Genomic DNA, 20,869 nt, shown 5'->3' with positions numbered 1-20,869 from the left:
GCTCCCGATTGCCCCGTCCTGGCTGGGCCGAGGAGCGCAGAGACAAGCGGATCAGGGCTGGCGTTGTTTGAGCCGAAGGCGAGTTTAGCCAGACCCCGCTTGGCTCGAGCACCGCAGGTTGCCCGAAGCGCAGCGTAGGGACCCAGACTGCGGGTCGCCTTTCTTTTGCTTACTTTTCTTTGGCGAAGCAAAGAAAAGTGAGTCGCATGCCGGGCGACTCCCGGCCAGCAATCCTATGCAGAGGGCGCGCCGCCGGGAGTAAGCCCCGGCTACGTCGAGCCGCTCCCCGGCAGGTCGCCTTCATACCTCGCCAACTCAACCCAAAAAACACTCCCCCCGCCTTGGCGCGCAGCCATCCCAACAGGATGCCCCAGCGCCTGGCTCAGCCGGTAGATGGCCGCCAGCTCCAGGCCGAAGCCCTCGGCCGTGCCTTGCTGCGGAATGCCCTGCACAAAGGTTTGCTGCCGTTCATGCGCGATGCCGGTGCCCGTGTCCCAGAGTTCTATGCGCCAGCGGCCCTGGCGTTGCCGCGCCGCCAGCAGCACGCCGCCGCCGTGCGTGTTGCGCAAGGCATTCGACAGCAGGCTGCCCACCAGCCGCGCCAGCAGCACTGGGTCCGACAGCGCGCGCCCCGCAGCGGTGCGCGTGCGCAGGCGCAGGCCTTTTTCGCGCGCCAGTGGCATGTGCTCTTCGGCCAGCGTGTGGATCAAGGCGGCCAGGTCCACCGGCTGCAACTGCACGTTCAGCGAAGCCGGGTCCAGCCCCGCCAGGCTGAACAGCGACTCGAACAGCTCGTCGATCTTGTGCGTCGAATCGCCGATCTTGCGCGCGATCTGCACCGCGAACTCCGGCTCCCTCGTCAGCCAGTCGGCATACAGGCCCAGCGCATGCACCGGCAGGCGCAGCTCATGCGCGGCGCTCGCGATAAAGCGCGTCCTCACCGTCTCCGCGTCCGCCACCGAGCGTTTGCGGTCCTCCAGCGCCTTGATCAGCTGCTGGCGGTCGAACTGCAGCTCCAGGCTGATGCGCAGGGCCTGGTACATGCGGCGGCCCGTCACATGCGCCACCCACAGGAAGACCAGCACCACCATCATCTCCGCGCCGGTGTCCAGCACCGACGGTACGCCGCCCTGCAGGTCCATGCGCCAGACCAGGGCCGCCAGCACCGAGGCGCCCAGGCCGTTGCAGTAGGCCGAGAAAGTCCGCAAGCACGGCGGCGACGAAGACACCGCGGTCGCCGCGATAGCCGACAGGATCAACATGCAGATGAACTGCTCCTCGACAGGCGCCCGGTGGTAGACCACAAACATCAGCGAACCCCAGACCACCGCGCTCAGGGGCCAGGCCCATCCATGCAGCGACATGAACTCCCGCAGCGCCACGCCGTCGGCCTCCGCCAGCCGTTGGCGGTAGGCATGCAGGATGATGTAACGCAGCATCGTTATCGAGCCCGCGGCCAGCGTCCACACCCAGAGGCCCCAGGGCTCCACATGCGGGTACAGCGTGACCACCACCACCATGATCACCAGCACGGCCGCATGCAGCGTCGGCTGCGCATGGCGCATGAAGGTGTGGGCCAGCTGCACGTTGACCCAGGCCTCGCGCGGGCTCATCGAAGGGCGCTTCCGGAAGCGGCTGGCGGGGTGGGCGTCATGGAGAGAAAATTTTTCCGTGGGCGGGTAGAGACGGTAGGGGCGGTAGAGGCGTGTGCAACCACACTATCAACGATTTTCCCTTGTGCGCCGGGTGGGCAGAAGAGGGCGGGGGTGGGGGTTCTACTTATCCAGCTTACGGACATCCGCCCCGGCCTCCGCCGGGGAAAGTCTTCCTGGAGACATTTTTTGCGAGGTTTCAGGCGTGCGGCGCGCGGCCCTTGCCGGCGCGCCGTGGTCCATGGGTTTAACGGCAGCCGGGGTGCGAAAGTGTTGTCTGCCCGTTGACGCCACCCTGATCTTGCCAGTGTAGGCGCGCTTGAACGAGCTGCCTTTGGTAGTCATTGGCCGGGGGCTACAGCGGTGGAATGCATACCTTTTTATTCCTGGCGATCCGGCAAATGAGGGGTGATTGTGGTCCTCTGATACCTTGGTACGGGCGGCTCGGAACTTTTGAGGTATGAGCCGCTGGATGTCCTGGATAAGATGTGGCTTGTCGGCCAGAAGCGGACGCCTGCGCTTCAGAAATCCTTGTGGGAATCATCGGCCTGGCTGGAATCATTTAACTATTAAAAAATTAGCTCGGGAGGCTAACGATGACCCTATCGCCGTATTTGTTCGCAATGGCTCTCGCTTTGCCGCTGATGAGCATCGCCCAAAGTCGCTTCGAAGTTTCCGCCGATGGACACCAGGTGCTGGACCGGCAAACGAACCTGGTCTGGAAACGGTGCGCCGAGGGCCAGGGCTGGAACGGATCGGCGTGCGCGGGCCCCGCCAGCAAGTTCACATTTGATGCGGCAACGGCCGTGACGGCCGATCCCTCAGCGTGGCGCGTTCCCGGCGCCAAGGAACTCTTCAGCATCGCGGGGGCGGGCGATGCAGGGCAAGTGCCCGAGGTGAATCCCCTGTCCGAAAAACCGGGCCTGGCCTTCTGGACATCGACACCGCAGGCCGCCGCGCCCCAGATGACCGCCTGGATTGTCGATCTGGGCTCGGCGACGACCTTGCCATCCCTGAGAGGCGCAAGCAATCCCGTACGGATGGTTCGCTCTGACGCATCGCCGGCCACCAGCGAAAAGTCGCCGAACGACAGGGGCGTGAGTTTCAGAACGGTCACCGGTCCGGACGGGCAAGCCTATGCCCGAACCGAATGCGTTCTCGACGCCGTCACAGGGTTGACCTGGGAAGGCAAGCCTGCGGACGGCAGTTTCAGGGACAAGGCCAACAGGTACACCAACTTCGACAATCCGGACAAGGCGCAGGTGATGATTTCCAATGCACCGTCGCATCCCTCGCCGGATCAGATAACGGCGGCAAGCAACGCCCTTGCTTACGTCAAGGCGGTGAATGCGGCAAAGCTGTGCGGGCGTTCCGACTGGCGCCTGCCATCAATGGCTGAACTGCATGATCTCGTGAGTTTCGGCAGGGCAACGCCGCCAATGCTTGACCCGGCGTGGTTCCCCAATACACCCACACAGTTCTTCTACTGGACGTCCGAGGCATATCCCACGTTCCCCACGTCGGCCAGAATATTGAATCTTGCCTTGGGCGGGGCCCGGGCGACATCGCGCATGACACCGGGCTATGTTCGGCTCGTCCGCTGATGTCGTGCGAGGCGGGCTTGCGCCGCGCGCCCGTGTATGTGCGCCCGAGCTTGGTGCAGCTGCAGTTGCGATGACCGCGGCCGGCCAGAATCCGGCAGAAGCCTCGCACGCCGGTGCGGCTTCATGATCACTCTATTCACCGAGGGGGACTCTTTATGAACATGCTCGCACGTATCCTTGTTTTCATCGTCCTCTTTGGGGTCCTGGCGACCGCAATCGGAGGTGTAGGCGGAATTACGTGGGGCTTGTTGTTAGCGTTCATCGGGACGGTGTTTATCCACAGTCACATGAAGGAACGGCGTGAGAAGTTGACGGGTGGAACCGGCCCCGACCAAGCGGTCTCCTCGGCTGCTGCACCCGATCCCGCCGCCGCACCGGTTCCGGGCGCCACCGCGGACCACAGCCTCCACTGGGCACGTTGGACTTTCGTGCTGATGCTGGCTTGCGTTTTCCTGTTCCCTGAGTCCGTAGGCAAAGAGTACGCGCTCTATCGATTGGCTGTGTTGCTTGTGCTCTTCATCGTCTTTCACCTTCAGCTGGGCCGCGCCGCTGCATCGATGGGTCGCAGTTGGGCCGTGTTCGGTCTCCTGCCGCTTCTGTTGCCGGTGCTTGGGGGACTGATTTCGTTCGGTGTGCTGTGGCAGGTCGGACCCGGGAAGGCGAGCGCGGATTCGACGAAGTGAGATGCGGACAACATGGGAGCCCTGAATTTCAAGATGGATTCAGTAAGTGGATCCGCTTCGGCCCTTTGAGTGACTACTGAAGCATTTATATTTGCCGCGCATGCAATTCATATCTTCTTATCCTGGCCCGTTCTTGATGTTGGCTCTGCTGGCACTGGCCATCCTGGTGGTCGCGTCTATGGCTATGCTCGTCAAAATGCTGCCGCCTGGAAATCGACTGCGTCAGGAAGTTGAGTCATTTATGCGTTGGCTCAAAGCCAATCCCGAACTCGCGGAAAAACGTTTTAGGCATGGTGCATTCATCCTTTTGATGGTTTTTTTCGTGGCTCTTACATTGATTTATTCGTAGCACTCGCAACTTGTCGCGACTACCTGCGCGATGGCCGCTATCGGCCAGAATCGAACATTCTCACAATCCCCAATGGAATACATAGACGCAATCTGGAAACACTTGTTCGATGAATATCCGGTTCGACTGGTATCGGAGCTCGGGGAAGATCGTTATGAACTTCGGAAGCTGGAGTTTTTCAGGGATGGCACTGTGGATGTTGTTGACGGCACGCGTGAGACCTTGCGAACCGGGCTTGGGACGGCTGCGGTGCCTACCGTGGTCGAGATAAATCAAGACCCCGAGTTTGAAGCGGTGACAATCAGTGCAGCCGATTTCGAGGCCTTGTGGCTTGAGTATGCGCGCCCCTCCGCACATTGACACAAGGCGGAATTCGGCCAGATGTGGACAGTGCTGTAGCGCGAACGCGAGGAGAAAAAATGTTCGGATTCTTCAAACCCAAGTCCAGGCCGACGCACCCATACAGCAAAGAGGCCGAGCCTGAGCGTTACGTTGGCAAGCCGCTGCTGGTCCTGCTGGAAAACTTCGTTTTGCACAGCATCGGCGAGTTATCGCCGGAGAAGGACGCCCTGATGGCGAAGGTCGTGCAAAAGGCGTACGGAGGAGGCGAGTCATGGGTGGAGACACTAAAGCATGAGCTCAAGCTTGGAGATTCGATCGAGGAAAACCTGGTGCGGCTATGGCATACCAACAAGGACACTGCCCGCCGGGAAGCTGTCGAGCTTCACCCGATCCAGTTTGCAAAGATGATCGCCGACACGAATTTCGCGCCGCTCATTCAGCCATCCCGCTGATGGGGCCGCACTCTTTTCTTGCTCATTGGGGGCCTGCTTCGGCCCATCAAGTCACGGTGACCATGGCATCAATCGGCCAAAAAGCGAAATTTATGCAGATCAGACCCTTTCAGCACGCCGATGCTTCAGACGCGTATCGACTTTTAACGGCAAATGGTTGGCAACATCGAATTCCTTCAGTGGACTATCTGCAGGAACTGGTCGCCGCGTCGCAGAGAGTCATCGTCGCTGTGGACGGGAGCCAAATCGTCGGATTCGCGCGGGCCATTACGGACGGCTTGTCCAATGGCTATCTTTCCATGGTTGTGGTGCAAGAATCTTGCCGGGGCCAAGGCATCGGCACCCAGCTGGTTGAGCGCATCGTCGGTGACGAGCCTCACGTGACGTGGGTGCTTCGCGCGGGGCGCGAAGGAGCGCAGGAGTTTTTTTCCAAAATGGGCTTCACGGCGTCTGCGGATGCGATGGAACGCGTGCGTCGGGGGGCTGCCAGATGATCGCTTTGGGCCCCGAGCGGCCACCGGTAAGATGACCGTTTTTGGCCAGAAGCGGACATTCAAAATATGCCAAAACACACGCTGTATGCCTACGTCGATGGATCTGATCTGCTGGAGATCGAAATAGCGCTCGAGAAAAAACTGGACGACCTCGTTAAGCGTACGTCCTGGAAATGCGGTATTCCGCGAGTCGTAAATCAACGAAAGGCAGCGGCTGGCCTTCAAGAGGGTGACCTGCCGTTGTGGGATATCGGGCTTAACTTTGATCTGCCGGATGTGGGGCAAGAGCCCGACGGATGGTTCTCGGATGTTGAACGCATCGCGGGCATCGCCGGGCAACTTCATGCTCTATTTGATCGAGATTTCGTGATTGGTATTGCCGACACCAAAACAGGATTAACCGAGGATCTCTTTGACATTGATTCGGCTGCACCCGACTTGACGGAACTGCGCCAAATCATTGGCGCCGGGCTTAAAGGCTAGATTTTGCTTTGGGGCCGTTCCAGTCACAGTTGCCGTGGATGCACGCAAATATCGGAGGAGGACCATGAAAAAAATGATCGCACTCGCCTGCATGGCCCTGTCCGCGCTGGCAATGCACGGCAACCTGTCCGCTCAACAGGGACCCCGGTCCACCGGTGAGTATTACCGTGACCTGGGCGTCATTTTTGGCATCATCGAAGCCGTCCGGGAAATCGCCGACATCTGTTCGGAAGAGTTTCCAGAGACCAGCGATGACAATGAAAAGCATTACCAGCTCTGGCGCACCAGTCAGCTGGATCTTTTAGAGGAAGTCGAGCGGCATCGGACCAAAATTCTGGAGAATCCTGTTCTGGGGGCTCAATACAAACGCGATCTGTACAACCGGAATCTCACGTTTAAAACAAACCAGAGACGCGCCCTGGCGGCGGATGGAGCGGCGACGTTCCGAGCCCGTTGCAACGCGTACGGTGATATGACCGCCTTGCCGCAATGGGACCTGGAGACATCGTTTGCGGGGCACATAGCGGCCATGCGTCGCGGACCACCACAATGATTTTCCAGGAAGATGCTGGCACCAAGGTAATCGTGTCGGACTCGACCGGAAGCGGACGTTGGTTGCGGATAGATGAGACTTTAATGTGGTCTGGAGGGATTTGATGAAAGGTGCAACAACCAAGCGCTCACGGCCAAAAAACAGGCTCACGATGTTTCGCATCGCGTGCGTAGCGCTCATCGTTCTTCCGCCGCTTATTCCACATGCGCAGGAGAATTTCTCGGGCAAGGAGCTCACCCGCCGCTTGCTAACCATCACCGCAGCCGACTTGCAAGAAAGTCCGCTCTATCCCTCGCTCAGTCGCAAGCTCGGCATCGTTCTGCAGCCGCAGCGCGAGCTTGGCGGTGCCGGCTATTCCACGCGGATGACGCGGCTGGCAAAGGGTCCTTCCCTGATGGGCGAGAAGACCTTCCTCTACAGCATTCCTGTCGATGGCGGCTGGCGGACCTCCTTGAATGTCGCCATCGCGGAAGGCGGAACCTGCGTTTCTTTGGCTGAGGCAGCGGCGCACGCTTCGTGCGGGAAGTCGGAGCCATATACCGCACCGAACACACTTGCGGTGCGTACACCTGGGCCGCACGGGATGGCGTGCCCCATCCAACAGGGGCGCGATGTCAATGCGAAGTTTTACGCGCCAGATCGCGCTTGCATCACGGATGTACGCATTTCCGTCGATTGAACTCGCGGCAGCGCTGAGCCGATGTTCGATTTTGGCCTCACCGCCAATGCTGTGTTCCGTTTGCCTTCAACCTTAAACCAGAGAAGTCCCATGCCTGAAACTGCACGCCCGGAAGGGACTCCAGAACCACCCATCGCACTGGTCTTCGCAATCGTTGCGGCTTCCTGTCTGGCAGGCGGAACACTCGTCTTTTTTGACGGGGAAATCAGCCTTGTGATCCTGGCCCAGCTGCTGAATCCTGGGCGCGATACCTTCTACGGGGCTGGCTTGGCGAGTCCTGTCGGGATTTACCACTTTCGGTTCGGGCTCTTTTGCGCGGGCAGCCTGTTCATAGGCATTCCTTTCACAGCCGCCTGGTTTGCATCGACCGGCTACTGGCAGTACCTGCGAACGGTCGTACTCCTTTTTGTGGCTTCTGTTCTGGTGAGCAGCGCGGCGTTCTTTGTGTACAGGCAGTACATGCAGGTTGAGCTCACCAACATTCACATGGGGGGACAGCTCCAGCCTCCGCGTCCAAGGGGGTCATGGATGCGGTTGGATGAGGTACCCATCGCCATGCTCGCGCTGTCGGGCCCTTTGCTCGCCTCCGCATTTGTCTTGATACGCCGGCGCCGCATCGGCCTGGCTGTCTTGGGTCTGAAGCCACCGGCAAGATGACCGGCCCCGGCGAAGAGGGAGCGTCAAAGGGGCGTCAGGAGGTCACGCCCGCCGCCCTGGTCACAGCATCCCAAAGCGCCTCCGCAGCTCGCCCCATCGAATTGCGGGACCGGAAGAGCCTGATCTGCAGTGGAACGCGCAACGCAGGCACACCCGCTTCGACCACACGGCCGCTTGCCAGGTCCTCATGAATCAGCGTCTGCGGCAGCCATGCCACGCCGCGGCCTTCAAGGACCATGGTTCTCAACACCGAGGCCAGATGCGCGGTGAACACCGTTTGTGTCGAGACATTCTCCATGGCCTCGAACCTTGTTTCGCGCAGGATGCGGCCCAGCCCGGATTCGGCGCTGTAGCCCAGAAGGGAGAGCGGCGTCTTGCCCGCTTGCAGTGTGTGCAGGGGCTGGCCTGAAGCGTCAACCGCCGTCACCGGCACGAGGCTGTCGGCGCCAATCTGAATCGAGAGAAAATCGTCGGCGTCAAGGCGCCCCGGCGCGTCAGGGTGGGCATGGCACACCACAAACTGCACCTTGCTTTGCTCCATCAGCGCCTCGCAGCGCGCCAGCACGTCGGACTCCAGGTGCATGGTGCCGGCCATGGTGTGCGCTTCAAAGCTCCGCAGCCAGCCCGGCATGAAGGTAAACGACAGGGCGTGGGTTGCGGCAAACCGCAGGGAATGCGAACTTGCTTCGGCAATGATCCTGGCCTCGCCTGGTATGCGGGCCACCTGGGCCGTCAGATCATTGGCAACGCCCTGGAACCACTGGCCGGCTTCGGTCAGCCGGACCGGCTGCGAGCTTCTGTCAAAAAGCTCCGTGCCTATCCATTCTTCCAGGGCGCGCACCCGACGCCCGAAAGCCGGCTGCGTCATGTGGCGCTCTTCGGCCGCGCGGGAGAAGTTGCCCGTTGTCGCCAGCGCGGAAAAGTCTTCGAGCCAGGAGAAATTCATGCCCGGTGCTTTGAAAGCATTGAAGAGAAGAAAAACAGCATTGGTCAAATGCGGCAGCCTTGGCGATCATAACGATCATCCTCACAACCTGTCACAGAGACAAGCATGAAAATCGTTGAAATCCGGGAGAAGACCCTCCCCATCAGTTCACCCATCCGCAACGCCTACATCGACTTCAGCAAGATGACCTTGAGCCTGGTGGCCGTCATCACCGACGTGGTCCGGGACGGCAAGCCGGTCGTGGGCTACGGGTTTAACTCCAATGGCCGTTACGGGCAGGGCGGGCTGATCCGCGAACGCTTCCTCGACCGCATTCTTGACGCGGCGCCCGAAAGCCTGGTCGACGCCAAGGGCACGAACATAGACCCCGCCAAGGTCTGGGCGGCGGCCATGAGCAACGAAAAACCCGGTGGCCATGGCGAACGCTCTGTTGCCGTGGGCACCATTGACATGGCCGTATGGGATGCCGTCGCCAAGATTGAGGGTAAACCCCTGTTCCGCATGCTGGCCGAACGCCATGGGCGCGAGGCCAATCCGCGTGTCTTTGTCTACGCCGCCGGTGGCTATTACTACCCGGGCAAAGGCAACGAGGCGCTCTGCGCGGAGATGCGCAGCTACCTGGATCGCGGCTACAACGTGGTCAAGATGAAGATCGGCGGCGCTTCCATCGATGAAGACCGGGCGCGCATCGAGGCGGTCTTGAAAGAGATCGGTTCAGAGGCCCAGCTCGCGGTGGATGCGAACGGCCGCTTCGACCTGGAAACCGGCATCGCGTACGCCAAGATGCTCCGCGAGTTTCCGCTGTTTTGGTACGAAGAGATCGGCGACCCGCTCGACTACGCCTTGCAGGCGGCGATTTCAGAGTTCTATCCCGGCCCCATGGCCACCGGCGAGAACTTGTTCTCGCACCAGGACGCCCGCAACCTCCTGCGTTATGGCGGCATGCGTCCCGACCGCGACTGGCTGCAGTTCGACTGCGCGCTGTCCTATGGCCTCGTGGAATACCTGCGCACGCTGGAGGTGCTCAAGCAGTTCGGATGGTCGCCTTCGCGCTGCATTCCCCACGGCGGGCACCAGATGTCCCTCAACATCGCAGCCGGCCTCGGCCTGGGCGGGAATGAAAGTTATCCCGACCTGTTCCAGCCCTACGGCGGTTTCCCCGATGGCGTCAAGGTGATCGACGGCCATGTAAGCTTGCCTGAGCTGCCGGGCATTGGGTTTGAAGGCAAGGCCGACCTTTACGCCCAGATGCAAGCCCTTTCCGCCTGATTCTTCATTCTGGATTCTTGATTCTGTTGGCAACGACAAAGGAGACAAAGCATGAAAAAGCATCAGAGCTGCTCACAAAACCCAGCGAAGCGGTCCTGGCTAGGCGCGCCGCCGCAGACAGTGCTACAGCACGGCAAGGCGGCGCAACAACGCCAGGAGGGTTTTGTGAGCGGCTCTAAGCGAATGTTCAAACGGGTTCTGGTTTCGGTGTTGCTCAGCCTGTCGGCACTGCCGGCAGCCTGGGCGCAGTACCCCGACAAGCCGGTGACCCTGGTGGTGCCCTTCGCCGCCGGTGGGCCCAGCGACAAAATCGCCCGCGACCTGGCCGAGGCACTGCGCAAGCCGCTGGGCCAGACCGTCATCGTCGACAACACGGCCGGCGCAGGCGGGACCATTGGTGCGGCGCGCGTTGCGCGCGCCAAGGCCGACGGCTATACGCTGCTGGTGCATCACATCGGCCTGGCAACCGCGCCGGCTCTTTATAAAAAACTGCCCTATGACACCCTGAAGGACTTCGAGTACCTGGGCCTGATCAACGAAGCGCCGTCCGTGCTGATCGGCCGGACAACCCTCGCGGCCAACAACCTTGCCGAACTGCGGAAGTGGATCGCGGATTCCGAGGGCCGCGTGAACCTGGCCAACGCGGGTGTCGGGTCGGCTTCGCACCTTTGCGGCTTGATGCTGCAAAGTGCGCTCAAATCCAAAATGGTGGCAGTCCCCTACAAGGGAACCGGCCCGGCCATGACAGACCTGATAGGCGGGCAGGTAGACCTGATGTGCGAACAGGCCACCAACGCCGTGCCGCAAATCGAGGGCAAAAAAGTGAAGGTGTATGGCGTCAGCAGCAAGGAGCGCCTGAGCCTGCCCTTACTTGCGCAAACGCCGACATTGGCCGAGGCCGGCCTTGCGGACTTTAACGTCACGGTATGGCATGGCGTGTATGCGCCGCGCGGCACGCCGCCAGAGGTTCTCGCCAGGCTGAATGCCGCGCTGCGCGAAGCCCTCAAAGACCCCGACCTGATCAAGCGCCAGGAAGCGCTGGGCTTGCGCCTGGTGACCGACGCCAGGCTCAGCGCATCCGGCCACAAAGCCTATGTTCAGGCCGAAATGGCGCGCTGGGGAAAGGTGATCAAGGATTCGGGCGAGACGGCTGAGTAAATTTCAACAGTGCACACGACGGCTGCGTTTGGATGGCGATAATCGGCCGGAAGCGGACATCTGCCGCACAGAATAAACCATGAATTGTCAAATTTGCGGACGAATTCTCGATCAAGCGATTGATCCTCTGTCCACCAACTGCGGCGGCGACTGCTGGGGCTGTGTCGGTGAGATTGAAGCTGAAATGGGTGATGAGGAAGCGCTCTTGCGCGTTCGCGCAGAAGCCGCTCAGGGCCTACGTCCAGACTGGATTGAACCGGCGGCCTGAGCACCGGGTTGCGAAGGCCCGCGTTGGGCCCGATCCCGCTGCAGTTACGATGACGGACCATTGGCTAGGAGCGGGCGTCAGCCACGCAGGCTGAATGCCCGCACTTTTATTTCTTTGGGGATTGTGGTGAAACCAAACGTCATTGAACTTGTGAGGCAGATCGAAGCCCTTGAGGACTATGAAGAAAGCTCCGAGGCTTTGCTGCAGCTGTCTCGCTTATCCCCCACTACCGCGAGCAGTCTGGCGTTGAGAATCCTTACCGAACAAGCCGGGGATGTCCATCTGCAGGCCTTTGCGTTCTACATGTTGTATCGGACTTCCCGCGACGTTGCCTTTCAATACATCGCCGAGAACTCTCTAACCTGCGATCAGGCGATCCTGGCTGAGATGGTTGGCGAGGTCACCACTGATGTGGGACTTTTGCCTGAATCCGTAGATCTTGCCGAGGTTGTGCAACTCTTGCGCTCAACTGTCGCCGTTCGCCGGACAGAGGGACGTGCAATTCGCGAGAGCAGTGAGCGGTTCGAACAGGCCTATCCCCTGTCGGCTGACTAAACCGGTGCCGCCATGCATGCCTCCACTTTTAGCCCAAAGCGGCCACTTTCATCCAGAAGCGAACCTTAGATCCAACGGGGGACTATTTTGTTGAAAGCTATTTCCATGCAGATCACAAAGGTGATTGACGACAGTGGATATCCGACATTTGTCGAGTGCATTCTTGTCGATGCCCGCGGAAAACGTCATGAGTTCATCGAGAAAGTACCTGTCTTGTCCGTCGAGCACATTACGACCGAAAGCGAATTCCCTATAGAGAGCAAATTTGCCTGCGAGGTCGAGTCCGAATGGGTTGATAGCTCAGGGCTGACGTTGGTCCGTGTCAATACCCAAAAACCTTGGGGAGTTGAATCAACTTCAGGCGTCAGCGTCTTCGATGTTCTGGCGTCTCAACTCGATGAGATGCCCGACTAGCGTGAAGTCTGCTTTGAATCCATAGCGGACATTCAACCAATATGTCCTTACGGGAAAAACGAAGCGTAGAAGCGCGAGAGAAGGCTGGCGCGGGAATACTTTCTTTCACTCTATAGGTCCACTCCCGCCAAGTGACGGTCGAATGGTCTTGATGCCTACATTCAGTTTGGTTAACAATCGAACCATGGAACTGTCGATCTTGCTTTTGGAAGACTTCCCGTACACGTCGGTTGGATCGTCACTGCCGTTCCTCTATCGGGTGAAATTTGAGAGTGCCGTTGTGCTACACGGCCCTATCCACGTGACGGCGTGCCTGCTCACCAATGATGAAAACGACGATGTTTGTATCGGATACACAAAAAATATCTTTGCTCTGCCTGGTGTGAAGTTGGCTATCCCATCTGAAAGAGAACTGGTTCTAGCGGTCGATGCGCTGGAGTACGAGAACGAACCGAGCGAGTTCACTTCGGGGCGATATGAGTTGTCGGCAAAAGTCCAAATGCAGGTACAGGTGGCAGGTGGTTCAGTTTGTCACCAAGAGCTACGGTCTTCATGTCACATTGACTTGTTATGAAGGGCAATGAGCTCTTGAAGAATGGCTAAAGGGCTGCTATCGGCCATAAACGGATACTGGGAGGCGGAATGAGGATGAAAGTGGCCAAGATTTTTCTCTGGCTCCAGGAATACAGAGTGCATTGCTGCATTGCGCTCCTAATTGTCGCGGGGCTGATGTGGATGCAGCGATCTGAAACTAAAGTTGTTCTCGAGAGTGCACTCAGCGCACGTGACGTAACGGTGAAATACGTGGGGCCGCTCGAGGCGATAGTCAGTCGCACAGGAGTGAACCACGGCAGCACCCATCTCGATGCCGGTTTCGGCATCGGTATCGACAATGACATCGCCCGCGACGACCTCATGAAGAAGCTGCGGCCTGTGCTTTATGTACCCTTTGCCCCTGTCCTCGACGTGGGGCGCGAGCAGGCTTCGGTCATTGAGAAGGCTGGCCCTTTCCTTCGGGTCGGCCTGTTTCAAGGGGCAATCATTACCGCAGACAGCCCTTCGGGCCCAGTTTTCACGTACCAGGATTACGCTGAGAAGATCGAGCAACGCCGCAACATTTGGATGATGGCAGCCCTGCTGGTGGCCGCGACCTCAATAGTGTTGTTCGTTGTGACACGTCGGAGGACTCCACTGAGCGACTGAACTACTAGGTTCCCTATCGGCCAAGGGCGGACATTGGAGCCAATTTCAAATGAACGAAGTACCGAGCAAAACTCCCGAAAAATACATTGCAATGCGCACGAGTGGCGCGAGTGCTGAGGATGTGTTTCAAAAAGCGAGGAGCGACGGCTACAAAGCGATTGATTGCGCATTCATCGTCGCGGGGTTGTTTGAAATTGAATTCCGCGAGGCAAGAAAAATTGGCTTTTCTCTCGACCAGCAGCCTGGCGACTGAGCCAGGATGACGACATTCGGCCAGAAGCAAACGTTCGAGTCTGCGCGCCGCCGTGCCATAATCGCGCCCTTTTTCCCGCGGGGTAAGCATGCAACTGGAAATCGCGCAATCGACGCCAACGGCAAGCAGCATCGCCGCCCTTGTGCAGGCTCGCTATGGACTCGGCGAGGTCGTCGAGAGTGAGTTCCTGCGGCGAAGTTTCAATCAGGTCTATCGACTGGGTTTTGCCGACGGGCGGCGTGTTGTGGCACGTCTCTGTGCTGAGCGGCCGCGGGGTGGTCCCAATGCGTTGTTCGAAGCTGCGGCACTGGAGCACTGGGCCCACGTCGGCTGCCGGGTCTCTCGCTGCGTGACAACGGCGACCGGCGAGATAGCCATACAGGTGCCGCTACCGGAAGGCGCCCGGATGCTGATGCTCTTCGAATATCTGGACGGGGAGTTCACCGGTGAAGCCGCAGCTGACGTGCAGGCCTTTGCGCACGGATTGGCCGCCTTGCACCAAGGGGGCGAAAGCTACCAGGGGCCGGGGAGCACCTATGTGCTTGACCTGAACTACCTTCTCCTCAGGCCGCTGGAGGGACTGCTTCGCGCGCCGTCCATGACTAGCGAATTGCGCCCGAAATTCGAGGAGCTGGGCTTGCGGCTGCACGATGAAATCCTGGCCATGGGCGAACTGAGCCGCGTGCTATGCCATGGCGACGCACACGGTCAAAACAACTTCATCACGACCGACGCCCAAGGGCAACGCCAGGCCATATTCTTTGACTTCGACGAGGCGGGCCCGGGCTACCTGGCGTATGAGCTTGCGGTCTACCCATGGAACCTGTATCCGCGCGTGCCTGGCGATGAGGCGAGCAGCAAGGTGCAAATGCAGTGGAAAAATTACATCTCCGCCTACCGGGACAGACGCCCGGTCGCAGATGCCGACCTTGCCGCCATCGCACGCTTCATGGCGGTGCGGCAATTCTGGTTACTGGGAGAGTACGCAGGACGAGTGCCGGTTTGGGGTTCCCAAACCATGACGACTGGCCAACTCCGCCGACAGATCGAATTGCTACGCCAATGGGAGACGTTGGAATTGCCAACTTAGCAGCCCATTCCAACAGTCGCAATGGCCTCTTTGTGCCGGGCATGGCAGCGGCTATTGTCGGCCGACAGCGGATATTTCATTACTTTCAACGGAACCTTATCTTGCGACGATGCCCCTCATCCCGATTGCTCGTTCTCAACCGTACGAGGAACCTGTTGCTCTTTCGCTTTGTGCATGAGGCCGGCGCATTGGAAGGGAAAGACTACTGGGCGACTCCTGGTGGCGGGGTCGAGGCCGGTGAAACCTTCGCCGAGGCGGCAGTGCGCGAGCTGGAAGAGGAGACAGGCATCCTTGTCGCCGACGCAGGCGACCCCATTGCGCAACGAGAGTTCGTCCTGCGGTTGGCGGATGGCGAAGAGGTCATGGCGGATGAACGGTTTTTTGTGGTCACCGTGGAAGACCACCAGGCAGTCCTGCAAGACCGCTGGACCGCCGAGGAAGTCGAGGTGATAAAGGACCACAAATGGTGGAGTGCGCTCGAACTCAAGTCGACTGATGAGATCGTGTGGCCTGTCGACATTCCGGAAATGCTCATATCTGCCGGTTGGTGGCAGCGCAGCTGATTTTGATTGCCTGCGGCGGATTCGTCTTCTGAAGGTATGCGTGGAAGGATGTTGCGTGGGCGGCTTTGGGCTAACTGCAGTCTCGCACTGCCAGACACCATGACCTCAAGCAGGTGGCTAGAGAAATTCCGCCGTTCGCTCTCTCTGAATGAAGTCCTCATATCTTCCGAACATGGGTGCAACGGCATAGTTCGCTGTGACATCAGCTTGAGACTCCGCCTTTTCTGCGCTGTAGACGGGATAGAAGACCTCACGGTGGATCTTTACTATTCCATCTTCGGAGAACATGTACCTTGTCCCGCGAACCACTTGGTCGGATTGATCCCGAAATTCGCGGTAGACGGCCATCGTGACAAAAAACCTTCCGCTGGCCACTTCCTGAAGTGATAGGTAAGAGCTTCACGCAGGTGTTCGTCGAGAAAATCGACTCCGACCCAATCGCTAGCGACATCCAAAACATGAGAAGGCTTAGCACTCGAGCCCACCAGAACTGCATAGGTTTTCCCAGCGGCGTGCGCAGCCTCAGCTTGCTCGGCTGTCCATATCTCAATTGGAATCCGTTTGGCCGCAAACCATGACTTGCAGTAAAAGAGTTGATGTTGCATAGCGCGTCGGAATATCCGCTTTTGATCGAAAACAGTCATCTTACCGGCGCCCGCTTTGGGTCCAAGGCGGGCGCCGCACCTGCTTATCATTCCATGCTGCACGGCGGAATACAGGATCGCACCGAATGTGCGACCCCGATGACCCATCAGTCGAACTTGACCAGGTCCTTGAAGATCAGCCGGCCCCAGCTATTTCCGCGCGCATGCACCAGCAGCCCACCTTCCGAAAGCCCGCCAAGCTGGATCGGCGAGGAACCGAGCTTTTCCGCAAGCGCGCCGATCTCCGCCGCTGCGCCGTCATCGTCGCTCGCCAGGAACACGACTCGCCTGCCACCCTGTACAGCCGGATCCTGCTCAAGGACACCAGCGACCAGGTGGTTGAAGCCCTTGACCAGTCTTGCGCCGGTGAAGGCCTGCGCGACGACCGTGGAAGAAGGCTGTCCTCCCAGTTCCTCAGGGGACACGCCATAGGCGTTGGTCACGTCGATGACGGTCTTTCCCTTCCAGCTCGGCAGCGCCTTCGCGACGTCCCGGTGCGACTCGAAACGGACGGCCAGAAAGAGGGTGTCCGCCTTGAGGGCTTGCGCCAGTGTGGTGGGAATGACCTTGGGCCCGATCGCGGCCGCGGCGGAGGCAAAGCTTTCCGGGTCGCGGGTGGTGGCAACGGATACTTCGATGCCGCTTCGGGCAAATGCCTTGGCGAGGGCCTGGCCGAGTTTGCCGAAGCCAATAATTGCGTAGCTCATATATTTTTCCTTTGGGGTTTGTGTCAGATTTGCGCCAGGCCGCCGTCGACGGCGACTTCGCTGGCGGTCATGAAGCTGCTGTCCGGCGACGCGAGAAAGGCCGCCGCCGCCCCGATCTCCGCCGGGTCGGCCATGCGCTGCAGCGGATTCATGGCGGCGAAGACCTTCATGCCTTCCGCGCCCAGCGCGGCCTTCGCGAGTTCGGTTGCCGTCGGCCCGGGCGACAGCACGTTGACCCGGATGCCTGTGCCCTTCAGGTCCTCCGCCCAGGTCCGCGCGAGGTTGCGCACCGCCGCCTTGCTCGCGCTGTAGACGCTGAATGCCGGGGCGCCCGTGGTGCCGGCGCTCGATCCGGTCAGGATGATCGAGCCGCCCTGGTCCATCAGCGGCAACGCCTTCTGGACCGTGAAGATCGTGCCCTTCACATTGGTGTCAAAGGTTTCGTCAATGTGCCCGGCGGTGAGCTTGCCGAGCGGAAGCGGGCCTCCCGTCCCGGCATTGGCGAAGACGATGTCGAGGCTTCCGCGCTCGGCCTTCACCGCCGCGTAGAGCCGGTCCAGGTCGGCCATATCGGAGACCGAGCCCTTCACCGCGCGGGCGTTGGGCCCCAGGTCAGCCACCGCAGCGTCCAGCGCTTCCTGCCGACGGCCGAAGATGAAGACGAAGGCGCCTTCCTCGATAAAGCGCTTTGCAGCGGCGAAGCCGATGCCGGTCGCGCCGCCGGTGACCACGGCGGTCTTTCCATTCAGTCTGTTCATGTATGTGTCCTTCGTTTGAAGTTGTAAACAAGCGGGGATTCGCTTGCTGAAGGACACATGCAGTTCTGCTAACCTGCGGACAAGTATGCACTTTCAGGTAAGTACCAAAAAATGACGACGCCTTCCGAAACCTGCGATCCCGGCTGCGGGCTCAACACCACGCTCCGCATCATCTCGGGCAAGTGGAAACCGCTGGTCCTGTTTTTCCTGCGCGACGGCGCCAAGCGCTACGGCGAGCTCAAGCGCTTGATCCCGGGCGTCAGCCACAAGGTGCTGATCCAGCAATTGAAGGACCTGGAGGCCGACCGGGTGCTGGCGCGGACCGACTACCAGGAGGTGCCGCCGCGGGTCGACTACATGCTGACCCCGCTAGGCCGCAGCCTGGCCGACGCGATCATCCCGCTGTGCAGCTGGGGAAGCGAGAACTTCGCGGAAGTGACCAGCATCTTCGCAGCCCGCAGCAAATCCACACCAGCCCCGCCGACGCGACCGTAAACACCGCCAGTTGCGCCTCAAAGGCCCGCCGGTAAGCCGGCCGCGCCACGCCGCGCGCGATATAGGCCGACAGCGTCGGATATTGCTCCAGCAGGCCCGAGCTCTCCAGCCTGCCGCCTGAAATGAAGGTTTGCGTGGAAGGATGTGCAAAGACCGCTTTGGGCCCAGAGGAGTCGTTTACGGCTCAATGAACCCGCAGCACCTCAAACTGCTGTCGGATTGCAGCGACCTGTATCGACACATCATCACCCTCGCATTTGCCCAGCATGGCCCTGCCCAAAGGGGCTTCCATGCTGATGACCTGAACCAGCTGAGTGCCGCTGCCCAACTGCATGCTGCCCCCATCCGGGCCGAGAAAGAGCTGTTGCTGCTTGTCGTCGGAATCGACCAGGCAGACCAGCGCGCCGAGCTGTATCCCTTTGCTGGCGTCGTAGGGACGCGGGCGGAATTGGCGCCACTTGGCCATCGCCTGGCGGATGGCTTCGGCGCGCCGAACTTGGCCGGTGGCCAGGTAGGCGGCTTCGAGTCCCAATGTGTCGTATTTGTTTTCGGCGATATTTTCTGCGTGGGTCGCCGTTTCGTGTGCCACCCGCACTGCATCTTCGGCTTGCAGCAGGTCTTCGGCGAGCCGTTTCAGCACCTGCTGTTGCAGCGAGAATTTATTCATGACGGAAGGTAGGCATCTCAAACAAGCGGGGGAAGGCCTTAATTATGAAGGCTCCTCCAGCCGTCGACCCGATTGCACTTTCGGCAGTGCGCCGTCAGCATTTATTCTTGCCGCCTACCGTACTGCGCCGAAGCACTACAAATGCGCCCTGCGGGTTCTGATGTCTGCTTCTGGCCGAAACGGTCATCTTACCGGCGGCTGCCCCGGCTATTCCTGCGCGCACGCACAAACAGTCCGCCTTGCTAGCCCTCCACCTGCGCCTTGGATAAACGCAGCGCTTTAACCATATACCCCCGCCACAAGCTCCGCGTAAAAAGGCTGACCAGAGGCTTCAGCATGACCGATCGGCTGATGAACTCGTAGCGCCAGCGAACCGACGTGGCGGAACGGCCCGGCACTTCTTCGAACCACCACTCACCGCGTGCCTCGCTGGCAAGAAGCCGCAGCACCCCCGTGAGCTCCGTGATGCGGTAGGCGAAGCGGCTCGGGTATTCGTAGCTTGTCAGTGTCTCCCGGGCGGTACTCCCGTCAGAGAAGACCACGTTTCGGGTCCGGCCCGCGGCGTCCCACGGGCCGGTCTGGTTCAGCGTCTTCGTAACCGATGGGAGCGGGCCGTAACCGGTAAAGATCGATGTGAGGTCAATGGGGACGATATGCAGGAAGGTCTTTTCCCTGGATGCTTCGACCGTCGTGATGACCGTTGCTGATGCTGATGTTGTTGCTGCGGCGGATTTCATGATTGCTTCCTTGTTTGGAGTTTTGCGGTTCACCAGCTGATGAGCGGTGACCGGCCCAGCCAGGTGTTGCTGTGCACCTGGTCCAGGACAAAGCTCGCGACGTCGGCCCTGGCGATCGTCCCGCCGTGGAAACCGGAGAGATCCGTGAGTGCCCGCATCTCGCGCCTGGCGGGTTTGTCATTCAGCACCGAAGGACGCACCAGCACCCAGTCCAATCCGCTGTCCCTGATGATCGCTTCTTGCCGGTTTTTGTCGACATACACCTTGCGCAAAAGGGCCGGGTGAATCAAGCGATCAAAAACAAAGCCTCCGTGGCCGGCACTGTCGCCGGCCCCCATGCCGGTGATGCACACGAGGCGCGAGACCCCGGCGGCTTTCATGGCGTTCACAAGCGCCTTCGTTGCCGACGACAAAAGCGTCACCTCTTTAAAAGGGCTGACCGGCGTGCCCAGGGCGCTCACGACGGCATCCATGCCTTCCAGCGCTTTGCGCAAGGCCGCTTCGTCGCGGGCGTCACCAATGAAGACCTCGGCACCCTCCAGGCCGTTTGCCTTGGCGGGCGAGCGTACGAGCACCCGAACCGCAAACCCCCGTGCGAGGGCTTGCTTCACGATCAGCCGGCCCGTGCCGCCTGTGGCGCCGATCACCAGGATTTTCTGGCGCGAAAGATCGGAATGCGCAGTGTTGACGGAGTTCATTGCGCATCTCCTGGCAGTGACAGTTTGCCTTGCGCGAGCAGTTCGCGCGTGCGTTTCAGTGTCGATGCCAGGGCGGTTTTGTAGCCCTTGTCGCCGTCCATCCAGGCCTGCTCGGCTTGCTCCTCAGGGCCGCCGGGCGCCTTGCCGCGCAGGCCGACGTAGCAATAGAAGCGAAGCTGGAGGTTTCCCGACTCATCTTCAAACAGTTCGTTGATGATTGCACCTTCGCGCGGGCCGGAAGCCTGGAAGAAAGTCACCTTGCTTTCCGGCTCAAAGGTGATGATTTCACGCAGGTCCGTGCCGGCGATGGTGGCTTCGCGCACGATGTGGGTCTTGCTCTCTTCCACGACCTCGCAGTAAGTGCAGAGGCCAGGCGGCAGGAAAAGCCGCGCATCGCGCGCCTTGAGGACTAGGCCGGCCCATACCTGGGATCGTGTGAGCGGCACCTCGCCCTGTGGGTTGACCTGAACGGTGGCGGTCGAATAGATCATGATGG

General features: G+C 60.0%; 28 protein-coding genes. 20 read left to right on the top strand and 8 right to left on the bottom strand.

The window, feature by feature from the left end; genetic code table 11:
* Window positions 1-269: 269 nt before the first annotated feature.
* Window positions 270-1,613: a sensor histidine kinase gene (locus AC1D1Y_RS19825; RefSeq protein WP_477683841.1), complete on the bottom strand. Its 1,344-nt coding sequence runs from the start codon at window positions 1,611-1,613 to the stop codon at window positions 270-272.
* Window positions 1,614-2,296: 683 nt separating this feature from the next.
* Between AC1D1Y_RS19825 and AC1D1Y_RS19820 the strand changes: the two genes are divergently transcribed.
* The 10 genes from AC1D1Y_RS19820 to AC1D1Y_RS19775 all read left to right on the top strand — a co-directional run bounded on the left by AC1D1Y_RS19820 (window position 2,297) and on the right by AC1D1Y_RS19775 (window position 7,948).
* The gene (locus AC1D1Y_RS19820; RefSeq protein WP_477683840.1) at window positions 2,297-3,256 is read left to right on the top strand and encodes an Lcl C-terminal domain-containing protein; all 960 of its coding nucleotides are present in this window, start codon (window positions 2,297-2,299) and stop codon (window positions 3,254-3,256) included.
* Between the two features lie 155 nt (window positions 3,257-3,411).
* Complete coding sequence (locus tag AC1D1Y_RS19815) at window positions 3,412-3,939, top strand: hypothetical protein (protein ID WP_477683839.1); 528 nt, start codon at window positions 3,412-3,414, stop codon at window positions 3,937-3,939.
* A 100-nt stretch (window positions 3,940-4,039) separates the two neighbouring features.
* The gene (locus AC1D1Y_RS19810; protein WP_477683838.1) at window positions 4,040-4,288 is read left to right on the top strand and encodes a hypothetical protein; all 249 of its coding nucleotides are present in this window, start codon (window positions 4,040-4,042) and stop codon (window positions 4,286-4,288) included.
* A 72-nt stretch (window positions 4,289-4,360) separates the two neighbouring features.
* Window positions 4,361-4,648: a DUF6881 domain-containing protein gene (locus AC1D1Y_RS19805; RefSeq protein ID WP_477683837.1), complete on the top strand. Its 288-nt coding sequence runs from the start codon at window positions 4,361-4,363 to the stop codon at window positions 4,646-4,648.
* A 59-nt stretch (window positions 4,649-4,707) separates the two neighbouring features.
* Window positions 4,708-5,082, top strand: coding sequence for a hypothetical protein (locus tag AC1D1Y_RS19800; protein ID WP_477683836.1), 375 nt, complete (start codon window positions 4,708-4,710; stop codon window positions 5,080-5,082).
* Window positions 5,083-5,144: 62 nt separating this feature from the next.
* Window positions 5,145-5,576: a GNAT family N-acetyltransferase gene (locus AC1D1Y_RS19795; protein WP_477683835.1), complete on the top strand. Its 432-nt coding sequence runs from the start codon at window positions 5,145-5,147 to the stop codon at window positions 5,574-5,576.
* Window positions 5,577-5,642: 66 nt separating this feature from the next.
* Window positions 5,643-6,059 carry a hypothetical protein gene (locus AC1D1Y_RS19790; RefSeq protein WP_477683834.1) on the top strand — a complete coding sequence of 139 codons (417 nt, stop codon included), beginning with the start codon at window positions 5,643-5,645 and terminating at the stop codon, window positions 6,057-6,059.
* Between the two features lie 64 nt (window positions 6,060-6,123).
* The gene (locus tag AC1D1Y_RS19785) at window positions 6,124-6,612 is read left to right on the top strand and encodes a hypothetical protein (RefSeq protein ID WP_477683833.1); all 489 of its coding nucleotides are present in this window, start codon (window positions 6,124-6,126) and stop codon (window positions 6,610-6,612) included.
* Between the two features lie 103 nt (window positions 6,613-6,715).
* Window positions 6,716-7,291 carry a hypothetical protein gene (locus AC1D1Y_RS19780; protein ID WP_477683832.1) on the top strand — a complete coding sequence of 192 codons (576 nt, stop codon included), beginning with the start codon at window positions 6,716-6,718 and terminating at the stop codon, window positions 7,289-7,291.
* Window positions 7,292-7,381: 90 nt separating this feature from the next.
* Complete coding sequence (locus AC1D1Y_RS19775) at window positions 7,382-7,948, top strand: hypothetical protein (protein WP_477683831.1); 567 nt, start codon at window positions 7,382-7,384, stop codon at window positions 7,946-7,948.
* A gap of 34 nt (window positions 7,949-7,982) precedes the next feature.
* Here AC1D1Y_RS19775 and AC1D1Y_RS19770 read toward each other — a convergent pair whose 3' ends face one another.
* On the bottom strand, window positions 7,983-8,894 hold the full coding sequence (locus AC1D1Y_RS19770; protein ID WP_477683830.1) for a LysR family transcriptional regulator: 912 nt from the start codon (window positions 8,892-8,894) through the stop codon (window positions 7,983-7,985).
* A 105-nt stretch (window positions 8,895-8,999) separates the two neighbouring features.
* Here AC1D1Y_RS19770 and AC1D1Y_RS19765 point away from each other — a divergent pair, with 105 nt between their 5' ends.
* From AC1D1Y_RS19765 to AC1D1Y_RS19725, 9 genes are all read left to right on the top strand, one after another.
* Entirely contained in the window at window positions 9,000-10,163 is a 1,164-nt protein-coding gene (locus AC1D1Y_RS19765; protein WP_477683829.1) for a mandelate racemase/muconate lactonizing enzyme family protein, read from the top strand.
* A gap of 183 nt (window positions 10,164-10,346) precedes the next feature.
* Window positions 10,347-11,321 (top strand): tripartite tricarboxylate transporter substrate-binding protein, encoded by a 975-nt coding sequence (locus tag AC1D1Y_RS19760; protein WP_477683843.1) that lies wholly within the window; start codon window positions 10,347-10,349, stop codon window positions 11,319-11,321.
* 394 nt (window positions 11,322-11,715) lie between these two features.
* Window positions 11,716-12,144 carry a hypothetical protein gene (locus AC1D1Y_RS19755; protein WP_477683828.1) on the top strand — a complete coding sequence of 143 codons (429 nt, stop codon included), beginning with the start codon at window positions 11,716-11,718 and terminating at the stop codon, window positions 12,142-12,144.
* A 105-nt stretch (window positions 12,145-12,249) separates the two neighbouring features.
* Window positions 12,250-12,558: a hypothetical protein gene (locus AC1D1Y_RS19750; RefSeq protein ID WP_477683827.1), complete on the top strand. Its 309-nt coding sequence runs from the start codon at window positions 12,250-12,252 to the stop codon at window positions 12,556-12,558.
* 184 nt (window positions 12,559-12,742) lie between these two features.
* A complete protein-coding gene (locus tag AC1D1Y_RS19745) occupies window positions 12,743-13,132 on the top strand; it encodes a hypothetical protein (RefSeq protein WP_477683826.1) in 390 nt (129 codons plus the stop codon).
* Window positions 13,133-13,206: 74 nt separating this feature from the next.
* Window positions 13,207-13,761, top strand: a complete 555-nt coding sequence (locus tag AC1D1Y_RS19740; protein ID WP_477683825.1) for a hypothetical protein — start codon at window positions 13,207-13,209, stop codon at window positions 13,759-13,761.
* 49 nt (window positions 13,762-13,810) lie between these two features.
* Window positions 13,811-14,014 (top strand): hypothetical protein, encoded by a 204-nt coding sequence (locus AC1D1Y_RS19735; protein WP_477676000.1) that lies wholly within the window; start codon window positions 13,811-13,813, stop codon window positions 14,012-14,014.
* 88 nt (window positions 14,015-14,102) lie between these two features.
* On the top strand, window positions 14,103-15,104 hold the full coding sequence (locus AC1D1Y_RS19730) for a phosphotransferase enzyme family protein (protein ID WP_477683824.1): 1,002 nt from the start codon (window positions 14,103-14,105) through the stop codon (window positions 15,102-15,104).
* A gap of 41 nt (window positions 15,105-15,145) precedes the next feature.
* Window positions 15,146-15,667 carry an NUDIX hydrolase gene (locus AC1D1Y_RS19725; protein WP_477683842.1) on the top strand — a complete coding sequence of 174 codons (522 nt, stop codon included), beginning with the start codon at window positions 15,146-15,148 and terminating at the stop codon, window positions 15,665-15,667.
* A gap of 751 nt (window positions 15,668-16,418) precedes the next feature.
* Here AC1D1Y_RS19725 and AC1D1Y_RS19720 read toward each other — a convergent pair.
* Both AC1D1Y_RS19720 and AC1D1Y_RS19715 read right to left on the bottom strand, forming a co-directional pair.
* Window positions 16,419-17,018: an NADPH-dependent F420 reductase gene (locus tag AC1D1Y_RS19720; protein WP_477683823.1), complete on the bottom strand. Its 600-nt coding sequence runs from the start codon at window positions 17,016-17,018 to the stop codon at window positions 16,419-16,421.
* Window positions 17,019-17,041: 23 nt separating this feature from the next.
* Entirely contained in the window at window positions 17,042-17,776 is a 735-nt protein-coding gene (locus AC1D1Y_RS19715) for an SDR family NAD(P)-dependent oxidoreductase (protein WP_477683822.1), read from the bottom strand.
* 111 nt (window positions 17,777-17,887) lie between these two features.
* On the opposite strand from AC1D1Y_RS19715, the gene AC1D1Y_RS19710 reads away from it, so the two are divergent.
* Window positions 17,888-18,271 (top strand): winged helix-turn-helix transcriptional regulator, encoded by a 384-nt coding sequence (locus tag AC1D1Y_RS19710; protein ID WP_477683821.1) that lies wholly within the window; start codon window positions 17,888-17,890, stop codon window positions 18,269-18,271.
* Between the two features lie 184 nt (window positions 18,272-18,455).
* On the opposite strand, the gene AC1D1Y_RS19705 is transcribed toward AC1D1Y_RS19710, so the two are convergent.
* From AC1D1Y_RS19705 to AC1D1Y_RS19690, 4 genes are all read right to left on the bottom strand, one after another.
* Window positions 18,456-18,938, bottom strand: coding sequence for a GreA/GreB family elongation factor (locus AC1D1Y_RS19705; protein ID WP_477653268.1), 483 nt, complete (start codon window positions 18,936-18,938; stop codon window positions 18,456-18,458).
* Between the two features lie 242 nt (window positions 18,939-19,180).
* Window positions 19,181-19,675, bottom strand: coding sequence for an SRPBCC family protein (locus AC1D1Y_RS19700; RefSeq protein ID WP_477683820.1), 495 nt, complete (start codon window positions 19,673-19,675; stop codon window positions 19,181-19,183).
* A 29-nt stretch (window positions 19,676-19,704) separates the two neighbouring features.
* On the bottom strand, window positions 19,705-20,373 hold the full coding sequence (locus AC1D1Y_RS19695) for an NAD(P)-dependent oxidoreductase (protein ID WP_477683819.1): 669 nt from the start codon (window positions 20,371-20,373) through the stop codon (window positions 19,705-19,707).
* Complete coding sequence (locus tag AC1D1Y_RS19690) at window positions 20,370-20,864, bottom strand: SRPBCC family protein (protein WP_477683818.1); 495 nt, start codon at window positions 20,862-20,864, stop codon at window positions 20,370-20,372. The genes AC1D1Y_RS19695 and AC1D1Y_RS19690 overlap by 4 nt, the downstream gene beginning before the upstream one ends.
* Between the last annotated feature and the right edge of the window lie 5 nt (window positions 20,865-20,869).

The sequence above is a fragment of the Polaromonas sp. P1_G1 genome, assembly GCF_056405595.1.
The sequence above is the reverse complement of the archived record's forward strand: the minus strand, read 5'-3'. Positions and strand labels throughout refer to the sequence as shown.

Coding starts and splice junctions, on each gene's coding strand:
- AC1D1Y_RS19825 (WP_477683841.1), bottom strand. CDS start 1,613: ATGAGCCCGCGCGAGGCCTGGGTCAACGTGCAGCTGGCCCACACCTTC.
- AC1D1Y_RS19820 (WP_477683840.1), top strand. CDS start 2,297: ATGAGCATCGCCCAAAGTCGCTTCGAAGTTTCCGCCGATGGACACCAG.
- AC1D1Y_RS19815 (WP_477683839.1), top strand. CDS start 3,412: ATGAACATGCTCGCACGTATCCTTGTTTTCATCGTCCTCTTTGGGGTC.
- AC1D1Y_RS19810 (WP_477683838.1), top strand. CDS start 4,040: ATGCAATTCATATCTTCTTATCCTGGCCCGTTCTTGATGTTGGCTCTG.
- AC1D1Y_RS19805 (WP_477683837.1), top strand. CDS start 4,361: ATGGAATACATAGACGCAATCTGGAAACACTTGTTCGATGAATATCCG.
- AC1D1Y_RS19800 (WP_477683836.1), top strand. CDS start 4,708: ATGTTCGGATTCTTCAAACCCAAGTCCAGGCCGACGCACCCATACAGC.
- AC1D1Y_RS19795 (WP_477683835.1), top strand. CDS start 5,145: ATGGCATCAATCGGCCAAAAAGCGAAATTTATGCAGATCAGACCCTTT.
- AC1D1Y_RS19790 (WP_477683834.1), top strand. CDS start 5,643: ATGCCAAAACACACGCTGTATGCCTACGTCGATGGATCTGATCTGCTG.
- AC1D1Y_RS19785 (WP_477683833.1), top strand. CDS start 6,124: ATGAAAAAAATGATCGCACTCGCCTGCATGGCCCTGTCCGCGCTGGCA.
- AC1D1Y_RS19780 (WP_477683832.1), top strand. CDS start 6,716: ATGAAAGGTGCAACAACCAAGCGCTCACGGCCAAAAAACAGGCTCACG.
- AC1D1Y_RS19775 (WP_477683831.1), top strand. CDS start 7,382: ATGCCTGAAACTGCACGCCCGGAAGGGACTCCAGAACCACCCATCGCA.
- AC1D1Y_RS19770 (WP_477683830.1), bottom strand. CDS start 8,894: ATGAATTTCTCCTGGCTCGAAGACTTTTCCGCGCTGGCGACAACGGGC.
- AC1D1Y_RS19765 (WP_477683829.1), top strand. CDS start 9,000: ATGAAAATCGTTGAAATCCGGGAGAAGACCCTCCCCATCAGTTCACCC.
- AC1D1Y_RS19760 (WP_477683843.1), top strand. CDS start 10,347: ATGTTCAAACGGGTTCTGGTTTCGGTGTTGCTCAGCCTGTCGGCACTG.
- AC1D1Y_RS19750 (WP_477683827.1), top strand. CDS start 12,250: ATGCAGATCACAAAGGTGATTGACGACAGTGGATATCCGACATTTGTC.
- AC1D1Y_RS19745 (WP_477683826.1), top strand. CDS start 12,743: ATGGAACTGTCGATCTTGCTTTTGGAAGACTTCCCGTACACGTCGGTT.
- AC1D1Y_RS19740 (WP_477683825.1), top strand. CDS start 13,207: ATGAAAGTGGCCAAGATTTTTCTCTGGCTCCAGGAATACAGAGTGCAT.
- AC1D1Y_RS19735 (WP_477676000.1), top strand. CDS start 13,811: ATGAACGAAGTACCGAGCAAAACTCCCGAAAAATACATTGCAATGCGC.
- AC1D1Y_RS19730 (WP_477683824.1), top strand. CDS start 14,103: ATGCAACTGGAAATCGCGCAATCGACGCCAACGGCAAGCAGCATCGCC.
- AC1D1Y_RS19725 (WP_477683842.1), top strand. CDS start 15,146: ATGGCAGCGGCTATTGTCGGCCGACAGCGGATATTTCATTACTTTCAA.
- AC1D1Y_RS19720 (WP_477683823.1), bottom strand. CDS start 17,018: ATGAGCTACGCAATTATTGGCTTCGGCAAACTCGGCCAGGCCCTCGCC.
- AC1D1Y_RS19715 (WP_477683822.1), bottom strand. CDS start 17,776: ATGAACAGACTGAATGGAAAGACCGCCGTGGTCACCGGCGGCGCGACC.
- AC1D1Y_RS19710 (WP_477683821.1), top strand. CDS start 17,888: ATGACGACGCCTTCCGAAACCTGCGATCCCGGCTGCGGGCTCAACACC.
- AC1D1Y_RS19705 (WP_477653268.1), bottom strand. CDS start 18,938: ATGAATAAATTCTCGCTGCAACAGCAGGTGCTGAAACGGCTCGCCGAA.
- AC1D1Y_RS19700 (WP_477683820.1), bottom strand. CDS start 19,675: ATGAAATCCGCCGCAGCAACAACATCAGCATCAGCAACGGTCATCACG.
- AC1D1Y_RS19695 (WP_477683819.1), bottom strand. CDS start 20,373: ATGAACTCCGTCAACACTGCGCATTCCGATCTTTCGCGCCAGAAAATC.
- AC1D1Y_RS19690 (WP_477683818.1), bottom strand. CDS start 20,864: ATGATCTATTCGACCGCCACCGTTCAGGTCAACCCACAGGGCGAGGTG.